At 66.8% G+C, this 17,107-nt stretch carries 13 protein-coding genes and 1 pseudogene; 6 read left to right on the forward strand and 8 right to left on the reverse strand.

Going from position 1 to position 17,107, the window contains the following annotated elements; genetic code table 11:
• Positions 1-19 precede the first annotated feature (19 nt).
• The 8 genes from EKK97_RS23770 to EKK97_RS10870 form a co-directional block, all read right to left on the reverse strand.
• Positions 20-1,120: an ABC transporter permease gene (locus EKK97_RS23770; RefSeq protein ID WP_201297070.1), complete on the reverse strand. Its 1,101-nt coding sequence runs from the start codon at positions 1,118-1,120 to the stop codon at positions 20-22.
• A complete protein-coding gene (locus tag EKK97_RS23775) occupies positions 1,042-2,382 on the reverse strand; it encodes an ABC transporter permease (RefSeq protein ID WP_201297071.1) in 1,341 nt (446 codons plus the stop codon). Before EKK97_RS23775 ends, EKK97_RS23770 begins: the two co-directional genes overlap by 79 nt.
• 17 nt (positions 2,383-2,399) lie before the next feature.
• A complete protein-coding gene (locus EKK97_RS10845; protein ID WP_159551799.1) occupies positions 2,400-3,200 on the reverse strand; it encodes an ABC transporter ATP-binding protein in 801 nt (266 codons plus the stop codon).
• 102 nt (positions 3,201-3,302) lie between these two features.
• A complete protein-coding gene (locus EKK97_RS10850) occupies positions 3,303-4,517 on the reverse strand; it encodes an MFS transporter (protein ID WP_159551801.1) in 1,215 nt (404 codons plus the stop codon).
• A 124-nt stretch (positions 4,518-4,641) separates the two neighbouring features.
• Positions 4,642-5,976 (reverse strand): DEAD/DEAH box helicase, encoded by a 1,335-nt coding sequence (locus EKK97_RS10855; protein ID WP_159551803.1) that lies wholly within the window; start codon positions 5,974-5,976, stop codon positions 4,642-4,644.
• Between the two features lie 165 nt (positions 5,977-6,141).
• Complete coding sequence (locus tag EKK97_RS10860) at positions 6,142-6,729, reverse strand: PqiC family protein (protein WP_159551805.1); 588 nt, start codon at positions 6,727-6,729, stop codon at positions 6,142-6,144.
• A gap of 53 nt (positions 6,730-6,782) precedes the next feature.
• A complete protein-coding gene (gene pqiB, locus EKK97_RS10865) occupies positions 6,783-8,462 on the reverse strand; it encodes an intermembrane transport protein PqiB (protein ID WP_159551807.1) in 1,680 nt (559 codons plus the stop codon).
• Complete coding sequence (locus EKK97_RS10870) at positions 8,459-9,757, reverse strand: paraquat-inducible protein A (RefSeq protein WP_234286298.1); 1,299 nt, start codon at positions 9,755-9,757, stop codon at positions 8,459-8,461. The genes pqiB and EKK97_RS10870 overlap by 4 nt, the downstream gene beginning before the upstream one ends.
• A gap of 191 nt (positions 9,758-9,948) precedes the next feature.
• On the opposite strand from EKK97_RS10870, the pseudogene EKK97_RS10875 reads away from it, so the two are divergent.
• From EKK97_RS10875 to cydC, 6 genes and pseudogenes are all read left to right on the forward strand, one after another.
• Positions 9,949-10,933: pseudogene (locus tag EKK97_RS10875) on the forward strand (calcium/sodium antiporter).
• Positions 10,934-11,245: 312 nt separating this feature from the next.
• Complete coding sequence (locus EKK97_RS10880; RefSeq protein ID WP_159551811.1) at positions 11,246-12,658, forward strand: cytochrome ubiquinol oxidase subunit I; 1,413 nt, start codon at positions 11,246-11,248, stop codon at positions 12,656-12,658.
• Between the two features lie 3 nt (positions 12,659-12,661).
• Positions 12,662-13,672: a cytochrome d ubiquinol oxidase subunit II gene (cydB, locus tag EKK97_RS10885; protein ID WP_159551813.1), complete on the forward strand. Its 1,011-nt coding sequence runs from the start codon at positions 12,662-12,664 to the stop codon at positions 13,670-13,672.
• A 4-nt stretch (positions 13,673-13,676) separates the two neighbouring features.
• Positions 13,677-14,390 (forward strand): ABC transporter transmembrane domain-containing protein, encoded by a 714-nt coding sequence (locus EKK97_RS25805; RefSeq protein ID WP_340162957.1) that lies wholly within the window; start codon positions 13,677-13,679, stop codon positions 14,388-14,390.
• The gene (locus EKK97_RS25810; RefSeq protein WP_340162958.1) at positions 14,300-15,367 is read left to right on the forward strand and encodes an ABC transporter ATP-binding protein/permease; all 1,068 of its coding nucleotides are present in this window, start codon (positions 14,300-14,302) and stop codon (positions 15,365-15,367) included. The genes EKK97_RS25805 and EKK97_RS25810 overlap by 91 nt, the downstream gene beginning before the upstream one ends.
• Positions 15,364-17,094, forward strand: coding sequence for a thiol reductant ABC exporter subunit CydC (gene cydC / locus EKK97_RS10895; RefSeq protein WP_159551815.1), 1,731 nt, complete (start codon positions 15,364-15,366; stop codon positions 17,092-17,094). The genes EKK97_RS25810 and cydC overlap by 4 nt, the downstream gene beginning before the upstream one ends.
• Positions 17,095-17,107 lie beyond the last annotated feature (13 nt).

Here is a 17,107-nt window from a genome sequence, read left to right on the forward strand (position 1 = left end):
GTGCTGGAGCCATGGATCGTCACTCCACGGCCTTGAGGACGCGCAGCTTGTCGAGACGTCCGAGGCGGCGGAAAACGAGTACGCCGACTACCACGGAAGCGATCAACACGCCCGCGGCCGCAAAGCCGAAGACCTGGGAGGTGAATACCAGCGGTATGCGGAACAGGTCGTTGCTGAAGGCTTGGTGCAGCAGGCGAACGAAGACGGTACCGATGGCCCAGCCCAGCGGGATGGCCGCCAGGGTGAGCAGGGCGATCTCTCCCAGCAGTATCCGCGCGACCTCCGCCCGGGTGTAGCCCAGCACCTGCAGGGTCGCCAGCTCCCGGGCGCGCTCGGCAAAGGCGATACGGGCATTGTTGTAGATCACGCCGAAGGCGATGGAGGAGGCGATGGCAACGAAGATCACGGCGAACATGCGCAGGGTCTCGTCCATGTAGTCGCGAATGCCGCGCTCGGCCTCGTTGAGCAGGCCGATCGAGGCCACCTTGGGCATCTCCCACAGTGCGGCATGCAGCTCGGCGGTATGTGCTGGGTCCATCAGCAGCCAGGCGCCGCTCACCGCAGGACCTTCATGCATCAGTGCGTTGAGGGTGTCGCGGCGCAAATAGGCACCGACACCCAGCGGTTCGTCCACCACGGCGACGAGAGCCAGGCGCAGGCGCTCGCGCCGCCCCTCCATGACCGCCACGTCCAGCGTATCGCCGACCCTGGCGTCGAGTATCCCGGCCAGGTGGCGCGTCAGCATGATCCCCGCTTCGGGCACGGGTTGAGCCTGGCCACGGGAATCGAGCACCCGGCGCAGCTGTGGCTCCGGCTCCATTCCCAACAGGCTGGTACGGTACTCGCGGTGGCCGTGGATCAGCGTCGCCGGCACCCGGCGCCAGGTTTCCACCGCCAGTACGCCAGGCTGGTGGCGCAGTTCACCGGCGGCCCGGGCCGGCGTCGGTTCGTTGAAGGTGAGTTCGACATCCATCTGCAGTACCTGGCGGTACTGTTGATCGATCATCTTGTCCACGGCGGCGAGCTGATAGGCGCCGATCATCAGCAGGCCGGCAGACAGGGCAATACCCACGATGGAGAAGCCGGCCTTGGCGGGATGCCGGGCCAGGTTGCGCAGCACGATACGTCCTTCGTTGCCGAGCAGGGCGGGGGAACGCAACGCTCCAGCCAGCTGCGGCGAAAGCGGTGCGGTGCCGGCGGACGCATCGCTTCGGCAGGTGGGCGACTGACCGCCCGCCATACTGCATGCCAGGTGCCAGCCAGGGCGGCGCATAGCGTCACCGCGAACGACAGGGCCAATGCCCAGGCTGGTACGCCGAAGCGCATCTCGGGAAAGCGGAAATACGCCCGATAGACCTCGGCCAGACCGCTGGCGGCCCAGCCACCCAGCGCAACGCCCATGGCCCAGCCGAACATGACGATCGATGCCGCCAGCAGGCCGTAGTGCCGAGCCAGTTCGGTGTCGCGATAGCCGAAGGCCTTGAGGATGGCCAACTGCTCGCGCTGGGTCTGGATGATGCGCCCCATCACTACGTTGAGCAGGAAGGCCGACACTGTCAGGAAGATCGTCGGCAGTACGGTGGCCATGATGCGCTGCTGGTTGAGCTCCTCCTCGATGAAGCGATGCGACTGCTGGTCATGGCGGGTTTGCGCCCCGGTGGCGCCATAGCGGGCCAGCGCCAGGTCGAGGGCGTCGATGATGTCGTCCTGACTGGCCCCGGCCTGCAGCGTCAGGCTGAGGCTGTTGAAGGCTCCTTCCATGCCGTAGGCGCGGGATAGCGAACGCTGGTTCATCCATAGCACCGCATAGCGGCGATAGTCCGGCATCAGATCGGTGGGAGCGGCCTGATAGAGAAACTCGGGACTCAGCGCGATACCGGAGATCGTCAACCGGGTATGACGGCCGTTGACGATCGCCTCCAAGGTGTCGCCCGGTCGCAGGCCATGCGCCTCGGCAAAGGCGTCCGAAACGACCGCCTGGTCGTCGCGCCCGGCTTCCGGCAGGCTGCCGCTCAGCAGGTGGAGTCGATTGAGCAGCGGCTGGCGGCCGTCGGGCAGCGACAGCAACTGGCCGCGTACCGGATCGCCGAAACCGGGTACCGCCAGCCGAACCGCAGCACGAACCCGAGGCTCGATCAGGTTGACGCCATCGAGTCGCTGCAGCTGCTCCAGCACGCCCAGGGGCGCGCGCTTGACCTCGACGAAGATCTTGGCGAAGTGATGGCTGGCGTAGAAACGGTCGCGGGCACCGGACAGCGCCTCCAGGGTGGTCACGGCGAGAATCAGCGTCATCACGCCGCTGGCGATGACTAGGGCAATGGCCAGTGCCTGTCCCTTGAGGCGCCATAGGTCGCGATACAGTTTGCGGTCGAGTGTCTGCATGGCGTTTGCCGCCGGCGCTACCAGCGCAGCTCTTGCGGCATGCGGCGCTGGGTATTGACCTGCAACTGCTCAACCCTGCCGTCGCGCAGGCGCACGATGCGATCGGCCATGTCGCCGATCACCTCATTGTGGGTGATGATCGCCACGGTGGTGCCGGTTTCGCGGTTGATGCGCTCGAGGACTTCCAGCACCCGGATGCCGGTCTGGAAGTCGAGGGCGCCGGTGGGCTCGTCGCATAGCATCACGTCAGGCTGCTTGGCCACGGCGCGGGCAATGGCCACCCGCTGTTGCTCGCCGCCAGAGAGCTGCGAAGGGAAGTGGTCGAGACGGTGCTCGAGGCCCACCAGCGCCAGGGCCTCCTCGGGGGACAGCGGGTGGCGGCTGATATCGGTGACGACGGCGACGTTCTCCCGCGCGGTGAGGCTCGAGATCAAATTGTAGAACTGGAAAACGAAGCCGACATGATGTCGCCGAAAGCGGGTCAGCTCGCGCTGGTTGGCGCGTGCCAGGTCAATGCCCTGGGCCTGTGCGGGCGAAGCCCTATTGGAGTTGTAGTGGCGAGAAGCGGGGTGGCGAGGGGCGGAGTGTTGAGAGTCGCGTGGGTCGCTCGGATAGTAAAGCAGCGAGCCCTCGCTGGGGCTGTCCAGACCGCCCAGAATGTTGAGCAGGGTGGACTTGCCCGAGCCGGAAGCCCCCAGCATCACCACCAGCTCCGCCGCATGCAGCTCCAGGTCGACGCCGCGCAGCGCCTGGATGGTGATTTCACCCATCGGGTAGAAGCGCTTCAGGCCGCGGGCCTGGAACACGACGCGGGACATGACGTAGGGGCTGCCTCGTGGAGAAAGAATAGAAACAGGCTAGCACGCCAAGGCGCCGATACGGTGTTGATCGAGGTCAAGCCGCGTTCAGGTTGGCGGGGGTTAATGCGTGAATAGCTTCCCGCTCTGATCCAGATCCAGGCGACGATTGCGCCCGGCCAGCAGGGCGAAGGCGGCGGCAGCGGCCACGATCAACAGCAGCACGGCGGTGACCGTGCCCATGCTCACTTCGAGCTGCAGCAGCACGCCTACCGCGAGGGGCCCCATGGCGGCCAGGGTGTAGCCGCCGCCCTGGGCCAGGCCGGAGAGCTTGCCTGCCAGGCGTGAATTGGCCGTACGCAGCACGATCAGGGTCAGCGCGAGGCTGAAACTGCCGCCCTGGCCGAGCCCCAGCAGCACCACGCCCGGCCAGCGCCATTGAACGTCGGCCTGCAGGAGTAGCCACAGGCCGCCCGCTACGCAGCCCAACACCAGCAGCAGCGCCGGGCGCTGGTCGCGACCGAAGCGCGCCAGCCATGGCGCGCCCAGTGCCGAGATCAGCTGCACCATGACCGAAGCGCCCATCAACCAGCCAGCTTCGGCTTCGCTATAACCGCGGCTCTGGAGCAGGGTCGGCAGCCAGCCGAAGACGATATAGGCAAGAGAGGATTGCGTGCCCATCAGCAGCATCACCTGCCAGGCCAACGGCTGCCCGAGCAGCTCGCGCATGCTGCCGCCGGGGGGCGGCGCGGGCAGGTTGCGAGGCGCGCGCGGCATCAGCGACACCCAGGCGAGCAGGGCCACCGCGGCCAGCAGCCCCCAGCTCACCAGGCTCCAGCGCCAGCTGCCCATGGCATCGGCCAAGGGGATGCTCAAGCCGGCGCCGAGGGCGCCACCCAGGCACAGGGCCATGGTGTAGACCCCGGTCATCAGGTCCGCTCCGCCGGGCAGTTCGCGCTTGACCAGGGCCGGAAGCAGCGTGCCGGCGACGCCGATGGCAGCGCCCACCAGCAGGGTGCCGCCGAACAGTAGCGGGAGCGGCGGTGCGCCGCGCAACATCAGCCCGAGAATCAACAGGCCGAGAGCCAGGGCCAGGGTGTTCTCGGGCCCCGTGCGCTTGGCAAGCCAGGGCGCCAGCGGCGCGAAGATACCCAGGCAGAGTACCGGCAGGGTGGTCAGGGCACCGATGGCCAATGGCGACAGGCCGGTGTCCGCCTTGATCCGGACCAGCAGCGGAGCGAGGGAGGAAAGCGCCGGCCTCAGGTTGAGGCCGACGAGAACCATCAGCAACAGAAACAGCGCAATGCGACGAGGATCGGGTCTGGCGTCAGTCGTCATGGCCTTGCCACTTGTCGGTTCTCCTGTTCATTGCCGTCGCTGAAAAACCCCTCGCCGCGACGAGCAATTCCCAAAATCTCTCCCGCTACCTCGTCCGCTACCAGGCCTCTAGCGGATAAGCCGCTCAGGCGCGACGTGCACGCTGGCCGCCGCGGCTGCGCCGACGGCGCGGTGCCTGGCCGTCACCGTTGCCATTACCGTTGGCAGCGTTGCCGTTACCGTTGCGCTGACCGGACTGACCTCGATTGGCGCCGTCCTGGCGAGGTTGGCTGCGACCGCCGCGTCGGTTGCGGCCGTTCTCGATCGGTTCGGGCTTGGCATTCGGGTCGGGCTCGAAGCCGGGTTCGATGTGCTTTTGCAGGTCGCGCTTGATCAGTCGCTCGATACCCTTCAGCAGACCGTGTTCATCGACGCAGACCAGCGAGACGGCTTGGCCGTCGCTGCCGGCACGACCGGTGCGGCCAATACGGTGCACGTAATCCTCGGCGACGTTGGGCAGCTCGAAGTTGACCACATGGGGCAGTTCGCTGATGTCCAGGCCGCGGGCAGCGATGTCGGTCGCCACCAGCACCTGCAGGTCGCCGCTCTTGAAGGCCGCCAGCGCCTTGGTGCGTGCCGACTGGCTCTTGTTGCCATGGATGGCCATGGCCGGAATGTCCTGCTTGGAGAGCTGTTCGGCCAGGCGGTTGGCGCCATGCTTGGTACGGGTGAAGACCAGCACCTGATGCCAGGCGTGGCGGGTGATCAGATGGGCGAGCAGTTCGCGCTTCTTGTCGCGGTCGACGCGGTAGACCGCCTGGTCGACGGTCTCGGCGGTGGTGTTGCGACGCGCGACTTCGATGCGCTCGGGGTTGTCGAGCAACTTGTCGGCCAGTGCCTGGATCTCGTCGGAGAAGGTCGCCGAGAACAGCAGGTTCTGGCGCTTATCGGGCAGCAGGCGCAGCACCTTGCGAATGTCGTGGATGAAGCCCATGTCGAGCATGCGGTCGGCTTCATCGAGTACCAGGATCTCCACGCGCGAGAGATCGACGTGTTTCTGCTGTTGCAGGTCGAGCAGGCGGCCGGGGGTGGCCACCAGCACGTCGAGCCCGGGGCGAATGGCATCCACCTGGGGCTGCTGGTCCACGCCGCCGAAGATGACGTGACTCTTCAGCGTCAAATGGCGGCCGTAGTCGGCGACGCTTTCGCCCACCTGGGCGGCCAGCTCGCGCGTGGGTGTCAGCACCAGTGCGCGTATCTGGCGTTGGCCCGGGCGCGGCCCGTCGGCCAGGCGCTGCAGCATCGGCAGGGTGAAGCCGGCGGTCTTGCCGGTGCCGGTCTGGGCGCTGGCCAGCAGGTCGCCGCCCTTGAGCACGGCGGGAATGGCCTGGCGCTGGATTGGGGTTGGGGTGGTGTAGCCCTGGGCCTCGACGGCACGCAGCAGTTCGGCACGCAGGCCGAGTTCGGAAAAAAGGGTCATGCGGTCTCCGCAGATACGTCTTCGCCATGCCATGTGCAGCGGCACATGACCAGTCCCGGGCCAAGACGTGAGAAATTCGGTTCAGGGGCGCGGCAGGAGGGACCACGAATCGCCGCGAGGCGCCAGTATGACACAGCCATATCGAACATGCAGTAAGACCGTGCTTCACCGCACCTGCCGGATGCCGGCGGCGATCTCGGCGGCGACCTGATCCCAGCTGCTGCCCAGGGCGCGTACCAGGGCAGGGTAGCCGTCGTCGTCGAGCTCTGTTTCGCTATGGAAGCGTTCCATGGCCAGCAGGCGTCCGTCGGGAGCCAGCAGCTGCCACTGGCCGCTGGCAATGGCCAGTCCGTCATGGCGCCCCTGGAAGCGATCCACCTCGATGCGCAGGCGCAGTGCTTCGCTGCGCCCGAGGCTGGCCTCGTCGCGCATCACGCGGGTATCCGGCAGCCGCTCGGCCAGGCGTGCGCGCAGGCCACGCTCCAGCTGGCGCCCCAGCGGTTCGGCCCAGAGATGCTGGCGGGCGGCGTTGAGCGTAATGTCGTCGAGCTGCAGCACGATACCGTCGACGTCCAGGTAGTGCGCCAGGCGTGGCGACTGCACCACCAGCAGGTGCCCCGCGGCCGGGCTGGTGGCCGGCAGGGCCACGCCGGTGTCCGGCAGCATGTAACGATTGGCCGGGGCGCTTGGCGACGCACAGCCGGTGAGCAGCAGCAAGGCCGTCAGCAGGACGGGCCAGGACATCCACTTCATGCATGACTCCCTATCACGAGTTGCATCAGCATAGCTTTTCATGGGCGGCTGCCTCATCGATCGCCGCGCGGTGCCCGGGGCAGCGGGTCCTCGGCGTCGAGGCTATCGAACAGCAGCGCCCTCGGGTTCTCGTTGAGCGTGCGCGTCACCGGCTGCAGGTCGCGCAGGGTGCGCTCCAGCCGTTCGGCGGCGCCGGTCAGCTCCCGGTAGGCGCTGGAGTCCGGTGACAATCCCTCCAGCGTCTCGCGTAGCGCTTCCAGCGAGGCGTTGAGGTTGGCCGGCAGGTTGCGTGTGCCCGGGTCGTCGAGCATGCCCTGCAGCGAGGCACTCAGTTCGCGGACTTCGCCGAGCATGGCTTCGGAAGCCGTCAGGTTGCGCTCCAGGCCGGCGAGCAGCGGTTCGATCTCGAGCGCGTTGAGCTTCTCAAGCAGCGCCGTGACCTGGGACTCGATCTGGGCGAACCCGGTCGAGGTGGTGGGGAACACGGTGCGCTCGCTGAAGGTTTCCGCCAGATAATCGTCCGCTTCGTCACGGTAGAAGTTGATGTCGACGAACATCGCCCCGGTGAGCAGGTTGCCCGACTTGAGCGAGGCGCGCAGGCCGACGCCGAACAGGCGCTTGAAGCGCTCATCCCACTCCTCGAGGTCGACCTGCTGGTTCTCGATGCCGAGGCGCTGCGGTTCGATGCGGATCAACACCGGGATCGCAAAGCCGCCGCGATTGCCTGGCTGGCTGGCGGTGAACTGCCAGGGCACGGAGGCTACGGTGCCGATGCGCACGCCGCGGAACTCCACCGGGGCGCCGCGCGAGAGGCCGCGTACGCTGTCTTCCACCAGCAACACGTATTCGAGATAACGGTTGAAGGTGCCCTGGCGGGCGCTCTCTTCGTCGGGGTAGAGGTTGAAGGTGGTGTCGTTCTCGACCGGGCGCCCCCGGGGGAGATCCTCGGGTACGCCGAAGGTGACGCCACCGCCGAGCAGTGCCTCCAGCGACTCCACGTTGATGCGAATGCCGTCGGCATCGAGGCGCAGGTCGATGCCGCTGGCCGACCAGAAGCGCGTGCTGTCGGTGACCAGGCGGTCGTAGGGGCTCTCGATGAAGATGCGCTGGGTCATGCGCCGGGTATCGGCATCGAAGTGAGCCTCCTCGACACGCCCCACGGTGTAGCCCTGATAAGTCACGGGGTCGCCAGGGCGCAGCGAGTTACCGAGCTGACTGATCAGGTTGATGCGCAGCCCGGCGGCATCGGCGGGGGCGATGGGCGGCTGGTCGCTGACCTCGAATTCGCGCACGCCGGGGTCGCCGCTGCCCGGCTGAAGCTGGATGTAGGCACCCGAGAGAACGGTGCCCAAGCCGCTGATGCCTTCGCGACCGATGCGTGGCTTGACCACCCAGAAACGGCTGCCCTCGGTGAGCATGGCTTCGGTATCCGGTGACATGCGGGCAGTGATCACGGTGTGCGACAGATCGTCGGAGAGCTGCACGCGCTCCACGCGCCCCACTTCGACGTTGCGGGTCTTGATCAACGTGCTGCCGGCCTCGATGCCTTCCGCATTGCTCATGGTCAGGGTGATCAGCGGACCGCGGCTGCGATAGTTGTCATAGACCAGCCATAGCCCGATCAGCATCGCCACGATGGGCACGATCCAGATCGGCGACAGGCGGCGCTGCGGCGTGGCGCGGGCGCGATGCATGTCTTGGTTGGCCTCGTTGTCGCGAGGAGTGTCGCTCATCCAGGGGTTCCTTGCGTTGCGTCGGGATCACGCGGCAGCGGTGTGTCCCAGATCAGTCTTGGGTCGAAGGTCATGGCGGCCAGCATGGTCAACACCACCACGGCGCCGAAGGCCAGCGCGGCAGGGCCGGGCGTCACCGACATCAGCGAGCCGGCGCGGATCAGGGCCACCAGGATGGCCACCACGAAGACGTCGACCATCGACCAGCGGCCGATGAACTCGGTCAGCCGGTAGAGCCGGGTGCGGTGCACGGCATTGAGTTCGCTGCTGCGGCTGACCACCAGGCAGAGCCAGGAGAGGGCGACCAGCTTGCCCACCGGGACGATCACGCTGGCGACGAAGATCACCGTGGCGACCGGCCACGAGCCCATCTGGATCAGTTCCACCACGCCGCCGATGATGGTCGAGGGGGCGCTATGCCCGAGACTGGTGGTGGTCATGATGGGGTAGACGTTGGCCGGGATGTACATCAGCGCGGAGGCGGCGATCAGCGCCCAGGTGCGTTGCAGGCTGTGCGGCAAGCGTGCATGCAGCCGCTCGCCGCAGCGGCGGCAGTATCCGCGCCCGTCGGCCTCCAGGCGATTGACCAGCCCGCAGGTGGAGCAGCCGGTCAGACCCTGGCCGGCGGCTGTCGCTCCAGTGCGGGCGCCTTCGGGAGCCAGTGGTTCGCCGGCCAGAGAGAACCACATCCAGTCCGAGTCGATGGACTGGGTCGTGGCCAACAGCAACAGGGCGAAGGCGCAGAAGGCCCAGAAGGAGAGCCCCAGTTCGATCTGGGCCAGATCCGCTACCTTGATCAGGCTCACCAGCGCACCAATGATGAACACGTCGGCCATCATCCACGGGTTAAGATGGGCCAGCGTGCGGGCAATGCCACGGCTGGCCGGCAGCGGCTGACCCTGCAGCAGGCCCAGTTGCAGCCACATGACGCCCAGCAGGTAGAGGCCGGGCAGCACGGCAATCGTCATGATCACGGCAATGGCCACCAGCGGCTGATCGAAGCCGATCAGCGTGGTGGCCGTCTGGGTCAGTTCGATGCGGTTGCCCAGGCCGCCGACGCTAAAGCTGACGAAGGGGAAGGAGATTGCCAGCAGCAGTGCGACCATGGCCGCCATGGCCAGCGCCATGCTGCGTTGGGCCGGCCGGTGATGCCGGGTGACCAGGGTATGTCCGCAGCGCGGGCAGTCGGCCTGCTGCCCTGGGCGCAACGGCGGTAGTGCCACCAGCCAGTCGCACTCGTGGCAGGCGCGCAGGCGACGACGCGAGACGCGCGCCTCGGGTGGCGTGTGGTCCACCTGGGGTTCGCCTGGGGCGGGCAGGAAGCGAAGAGGCTGATTGAGCACGTGAGAGACGACCCGACGACTGAACGATGCGAGGAGTGCCTGTCCGCACGTATGACCTGGAAAGGCATACTGAAGTGTGACACGTTGACGCCGCGCGTACCATATACAAACATTCGACCCTGAATGTTCCCGAGGAGATGAAATTGTTGCTTCCCCTAATGGCCGTGGCGGCAGGTCTTGTGCTGCTGGTTTGGAGTGCCGAGCGTTTCGTCGACGGTGCGGCGGCGACGTCCCGGCGGCTTGGGGTTTCCCCGCTGCTGGTGGGCATGTTGGTCATCGGTTTCGGCACTTCGGCCCCCGAGCTGATGGTCTCATCCCTGGCGGCGGGACAAGGCAATCCCGGCCTGGCATTGGGCAACGGTTACGGTTCTAACATCGCCAATATCGGCTTGATCCTGGGGCTCATGGCGGTCATTTCGCCGCTGGCGGTGCATTCGAGCGTGATCCGTCGCGAGCTGCCGATCCTGGTAGCGGTGACGTTCTTGTCGGCACTGCTGATGTGGGGTGGGGTGATCGGCCGGCTCGAAGGCAGCCTGCTACTCACGTTGCTGGCGGCCATGATCGGTTTCAGTATCTGGCAGGCGCGCCGCTCCAGCAGCGATGTCCTGGGCGCCGAAACGGAGGAGAGCCTGCAGGCCCATCCCATGTCGCTGCGGGCCGGGGTGATCTGGACCCTGGTGGGGCTGGCCCTGCTGGTGCTGAGTTCCCGAATACTGGTATGGGGGCGGTGGAGATCGCGATCGGCTTTGGCGTCAGCGACCTGATCATCGGCTTGACCATCGTCGCCGTCGGTACTTCGCTGCCGGAGCTGGCCTCCTCCTTCAGCGCATTGCGCAGGGGGAGCACGACCTGGTGGTCGGCAACGTGGTCGGTTCCAACCTGTTCAACACGCTCGGTGTGGTCGGGCTGGCGGCGGTCATTCATCCCATTGCGGTGGGGGGCGAGGTGCTGCTGCGGGACTGGAGCCTGATGACCGTCATGACGCTGCTGATGACGGTCTTCGCGATTGGCTGGAAGGGCCGGCCGGGACGCATCAATCGGCTCGAGGGCGCCATGCTGCTGACGCTGTTCGTGGGCTACACCGCGTTCATGGTGCACCTGGTCGTAAGCAGTGCGGGTGCACTCTAGGGGGAGCTGTAGTGGGGGCGCTGCGACAACCCGACACAGCAAGAAGCGGGGACTCAGTGCCCGCGCTCTAGTAGGCTTTGCGGATACAAGCACAAGACGTAACGGAATGCATTGACCTGGGACAGTGTTTCGGCGCGTAGGCTTTTGTAAGCGACGACGCCCGGCAAGGCTCACTGTTCTAGGCTCTAGCTGTGTCGAGGTGAAATGCGCCACGACATGTCCAGGAGGGACATGCCGGAGGCACGACAATGGCACTCAGTGTGCTTTCGCATCCCTCGAGACGTTGACTCTCTCGCAGCCAAGAGGTACGTCATGGAGCTTGATCCCGTATTGCTATCGCGATTGCAGTTCGCCTTCGTCGTCTCCTTTCACGCCATTTTTCCCGTCTTCACTATCGGCCTGGCGTCCTACATCACCGTGCTTCATGCGCTGTTCTACAAGACGCGCAATCCGGCCTGGGACCGCCTGGCCTATCTCTGGACGAAGGTATTTGCCGTCGCCTTCGGCATGGGGGTGGTGTCGGGCATCGTGATGTCCTTCCAGTTCGGCACCAACTGGAGCAACTTCTCCCAGGCAAGCGCCAACTTCATCGGGCCGCTGTTGAGCTATGAGGTCGTCACGGCCTTCTTCCTCGAAGCCGCCTTCCTCGGCGTGCTGCTGTTCGGCCGTGGGCGGGTGCCGCAGGGGGTGCATCTGTTCGCCGCTGCCATGGTGGCGCTGGGAACCTTCATCTCGACCTTCTGGATCCTGGCCGCGAACAGCTGGATGCATACCCCGGCCGGTGTCGATTTCACCAACGGTGTCTTCCGTGTCACCTCCTGGACGGAGGCGATCTTCAACCCCTCGTTCCCGTATCGCTTCGCTCACATGGCCATGGCCTCGTTCATCACCGGCGGCTTCGTGGTGGCCGGGGTCAGCGCCTGGTACCTGCTGATCGGCCGCGACGTCGAGGCCAACCGCAAGGCGCTGTCGATGTGCCTGTGGATGCTGCTGGTGCTGACACCGACCCAGGCGCTGGTGGGAGACTTCCATGGGCTCAACACCTTCGAGTATCAGCCGGTCAAGCTCTCGGCCATGGAGGGCAACTGGGAGACCCGCGAAGGCGCTCCCTTCCTGCTCTTTGCCTGGCCCGACCAGGCGGCACAGCAGAACCGCTTTGAGATCGGCATTCCCTATGCCGCCAGCCTGATCCTGACCCACGAACTCCACGGCGAGATTCCCGGCATTATCGAGGCGCCTCCCGAGGAGCAGCCGCCGGTCGCCATCGTCTTTTGGTCGTTTCGCGTGATGGTTGGCCTCGGCCTGCTGATGATCGCGGTATCGCTGCTGGGCCTTTATCTGCGGCGTGGCGGCAGGCTCTACCACGCCAGGCGCTATCTGCAGACCCTGAGGCTGATGTCGGTCACACCCTTCATCGCCGTGCTGGCGGGGTGGATCACTACCGAATCGGGACGTGCGCCATGGCTGGTCTACGGCATCATGACCCACGCCGAGGGCGTCACGCCCTCGCTGACCGGCGGCATGGCACTGTTTACCTTGATCGGCTACATCACGGTCTACGGCATCATCTTCTATGCCGGTACCTACTACCTGACCCGAGTCATCCGCTACGGCATGCAGCCGAAGGAAGAGGAGCTGCTGGTCGACGATTTCGAGACGCCCAAGCGGCCCTGGTCGGCCACCCACACGCCATTCGACGACAATCCCGCCAAGGGGGAGGCCTGAGCCATGGAAATGTTCGATCTATCTGTGATCTGGGCGCTCATCATCGGCTTCGGCATCATGATGTACGTGCTGATGGATGGCTTCGACCTGGGGCTCGGCATCCTCTTCCCGTTCGCTCCCGACGAGGATGCCCGCGACGTGATGATGAACACGGTGGCGCCGGTGTGGGACGGCAACGAGACCTGGCTAGTACTGGGCGGAGCGGGTTTCCTGGCCGCGTTCCCACTGGTCTACACGGTATTCCTGCCGGCGCTCTATATCGGCGTGTTCCTGATGGTGGCGGGGCTGGTGTTCCGTGGCGTGGCCTTCGAGCTGCGCTTCAAGTCGCGCCGCGAACGCCGCGGGCGGAGGCTGTGGAACCTGGCCTTCAGCGGCGGCTCGGCGGTGGCGGCTTTCGCCCAGGGCGCCGTGGTAGGAACGTACATCCAGGGTTTCGAAACCCAGAACGGCGTCTTCGTCGGTGGCGCCTTCGACTGGCTGACGCCATTCACGGTGCTCACCGGGATCGGCATCATGATCGGCTACGCGCTGCTGGGCACCACCTGGCTGATCCTCAAGTCGGAGGGCTACATCCAGGCCTGGGCCTACAAGCTCACCACGCCACTGCTGCTGGCGGTATTGGTGATCTTTGGCATCATCAGCATCTGGACGCCGCTGGTGAACGAAGTCGTGCGGGAGCGCTGGTTCGGCCACCTGCAGGTGATCTGGATCCTGCCGGCCCTCACGCTACTCTGCATGTTCGGCGTCTATTGGGCGGTGCGCCAGCGACGCGAGCTACTGCCGTTCATGGCCACGCTGGGCATGTTCCTGTTCACCTACCTGGGCCTGGTGGTGAGCAAGTGGCCCTGGCTTGTACCGCCCAACTACACCATCTGGGACGCCGCCTCGGCCCCCGAATCGCAGCTCTTCCTGCTGCTCGGCGTACTGTTCGTGCTGCCTTTCGTGCTGGGCTATACCTTCTGGTCCTACTGGGTGTTCCGCGGCAAGGTGCGTCCGGGCGAGGGTTACCACTGAGCCCATGAGCCACGATTTACGCGCGTCGCCGCGCCGATGGCTGGCGGCGCATGCCGCTCGCCAACGGGGCTGGCTGGGGCTGGCCGCCCTGGCCGGCATCGCCGCCGGGGCGCTGACGATCGTCCAGATGGCCCTGCTGGCCTGGATCGTCAGCCGCCTGCTCGTCGACGGCGATGCTCTTGTCACGCTGAGCGGGGCCTTCATCGCGCTGGTGGGCGTGCTGCTGCTCAGGGCCATGTGCCAGTGGGGGCAGGAGCTGGCCGGCCAGGAAGCGAGCCTGCGTATCCGCGAATCGGTTCGCGCCGAGCTGCTCGATCACCTGGCGGCAATGGGGCCGGTGCGTGCCGGCTCCCGCCATACGGCAGCGCTGGCCAGTCAGCTGGTCGAGCAGGTCGAGGCGCTGGATGGCTACTTCGCGCGCTTTCTGCCCCAGCTTCGCCTGTGCGCAGTCATACCGCTGCTCATCGTACTGGTCGTGCTGTCGCTCGATTGGCTGGCGGCACTCTTCCTGCTGCTCGCCGCGCCCTTGATACCGCTGTTCATGGCCCTGGTGGGGATGGGGCGGAGCGCCTCAATCGCGACCAGTTCGCTCTCGTCAGCCGGCTCTCGGGGCATTTTCTCGACCGCGTGCGAGGGATCGCCACGCTGCAGCTGTTTCATCGCACGGCGGAAGCCACCGCCGAGGTACATGCAGCGGCGGATCGTTATCGGCGCTTGAGCATGCGTACCCTGCGCGTGGCTTTTCTCTCGTCGGCAGTGCTCGAGTTCTTCGCCTCGGTGGCGATCGCCGTGGTCGCCATCTATGTCGGCTTCGGTCTGCTGGGCTACATCGAGTTCGGCCCAGCAGGGGAGCTGACGCTATTCAGCGGCCTGCTGGTGCTGCTGCTGGCGCCGGAGTTCTTCCAGCCGCTGCGTACCCTGGCCCAGCACTACCACGATCGCGCGGCAGCGCTGGGAGCCGCGGATGGCATGCTGGCGCTGCTGGACGAGCCGGTGCGCCATCCAGCCGCTGGGCGAGAAGAGGTGCCGCCGATGGATGGCCTGGTGGCGCTGCGAGACGTCTCGCTCTCCCATCCGGGTCGCGGTCGGGTGCTGGGGCCGCTGAGCCTCGCGCTGGCAGTCGGCGAGACGCTGGTCGTTACCGGCCCCTCCGGCGCCGGTAAATCGGCGCTGCTGCAGCTGCTGGCGGGCTTCGTGACGCCCGACGAGGGGCAGCGGCGGGCACAGCGGGAGTTGAGGATCGCCTGGATGGATCAGCGCCCCGTGCTGATCCACGGCAGCCTGGCCGACAACCTGCGCCTGGCAGCCCCCGAGGCCAATGACGACGACCTGCATCGAGCCCTCGAGCGTGCCGGTCTGGGCGAACTGGTAGCGACGCTGCCACAGGGCATCGACACGCCGCTGGGCGAGCGCGGCTCGGGCCTCTCGGGAGGCCAGGCGCAGCGCCTGGCGCTGGCGCGGGTATTCCTCTCGAATGCCGAGCTGGTGCTGCTCGACGAGCCGACCGCCAGCCTCGACGAGGCGACCGAGGCGCGGGTCATCGAAGCGCTGGCGACCCTGGCCGGGGAGGGCAGGACGCTGGTCATCGCCACCCATCACCCCGCCTTGATGGCCATGGGGAGCCGGCGGCTCGAGCTATGCGAAGGGCGCCCGGTCGATCGTACCGGCACCGCTTCCGGCAAGGAGAAGGCATGAACGAGTCCTGGCTGAAAGTGTTCGCACCCTGGCTGCGGCTGCTCGGACAGCGCCGGCGGCGGCTTGCCATCGGCGTGGCGCTGTTGGTGGCGACGGTATTCGCGGCGATCGGCCTGCTGGCACTGTCGGGCTGGTTCATCACCGCCAGCGCGCTCACCGGCATGGCCCTGGCGCTCGGTCTGGCGGTAAGTCTCGATGTCTATGTGCCGGGCGGCGGGATACGCTTCTTCGCCGTGGGCCGCACCGTGGCGCGCTACCTCGAGCGCCTCTACAACCACGACACCGTGCTGCGCCTGCTGGCCGACCTGCGCGGCCGCCTCTTTGCCGCCATGGCCCGGCTCGACGACCGCACCCTGGCCCGCCAGCGGGCCAGCGACTGGCTCAACCGGCTGACTGCCGATATCGATACCCTCGACAGCCTCTACCTGCGCCTGCTGGCGCCGCCGCTGGTGGCGCTGGCAGCAATCCTGCTGGTAGCGGCTTTCCTGGCCCTGTGGGTTCCGGCGGCGGGGTTGGTGGTCTTGGCGCTGCTGCTGCCCGCCTGGGCCTGGCTGACCTTCGGCCAGGCGTGGCTGGGCATGGCCGCGAGCCGGCGACAGGTGGGACACATGCAGCGCTTGCGCAGCCAGGCGATAGAGCATCTGGGTGGGATGGCGGAACTCGAGGCTTACGGCAGTCAGGGCTGGCATCGCAGTGGCTTGAGCCGACGCGAGGCGGCGCTGAATCGCGACCTGCGCCGCATCGGTAACGTGGCGGGCTTCGGCATCGCGCTGGTCAACCTGGCGATCGGGCTGGCCCTGGTCGCCGTGCTGTGGCTGGGAGCGGCGGCCTGGCAGCAGGGGGCGATCAGCGGGCCGGTGATGGTCATGCTGCCGCTGGCGGTGCTCGCCCTGGGCGAGGCACTGGCTCCGCTGCCGGCGGCATTCACCCGGCTGGGCGCCAGCCGTGGGGCGGCCGAGCGGCTCAATGCGGTAGAGCGGTCGAGTGGGGGCGGGTACGGCACGGGAAATAGTGTCTTGCCGGCCGGCCCGCTGTCGGTACGCTTCGAAGGCGTTGGGCTGCACTATCCCGACGCGCTGGCGCCGGCCTTGGCCGGGCTGGCGTTCGAGCTGGCTCCGGGGCGGAGGCTGGCCCTGACCGGCGTTTCCGGCGCGGGCAAGAGCAGCGTGGCGGCCCTGTTGACCCGGCGTCTGCCGCCCAGCCAGGGAGCGGTCGAGCTGGCCGGGGTGCCGCTCGATCGACTCGACGAGGGCTCGCTGCGCGAACGCGTGGCCATTCTCGGCCAGCGCATCGACCTGTTCCAGGACAGCCTGGCGGCCAACCTGCGGTTGGCAGCGCCGGAAGCCGACGATGAGCGGCTCTGGCAGGCCCTGGCCTGGGTCGATCTACAAGCGTGGGCGAAAAGCCTGCCGCATGGCCTGCAAACGCAAGTGGGCGAAGGAGGGCGGGCCTTGTCGGGAGGGCAGGCGCGGCGCCTGGCGCTGGCCCGGCTGCACCTGCGCGATCCGGGGCTGGTCATTCTCGACGAGCCGTTCGCCGGATTGGATGCCGCGACAGTGTCCCGGCTATCGCAGCGGCTGGATGAGTGGCTGCACGGGCGCAGCGTGCTCTACCTGGTGCACCAGCTCGATGGCGGGGCTTTCGATCCGCCGGGCATCACCGAGGTCAGGCGCCTCGAGCAGGGTGAATTGACCGTTTGCGCAAAACCCGGGTATCCATCAGGATAAGGAAATAAAGCCG

The sequence above is a fragment of the Billgrantia tianxiuensis genome (assembly GCF_009834345.1).
In the GTDB taxonomy this organism is placed as follows: domain Bacteria; phylum Pseudomonadota; class Gammaproteobacteria; order Pseudomonadales; family Halomonadaceae; genus Halomonas; species Halomonas tianxiuensis.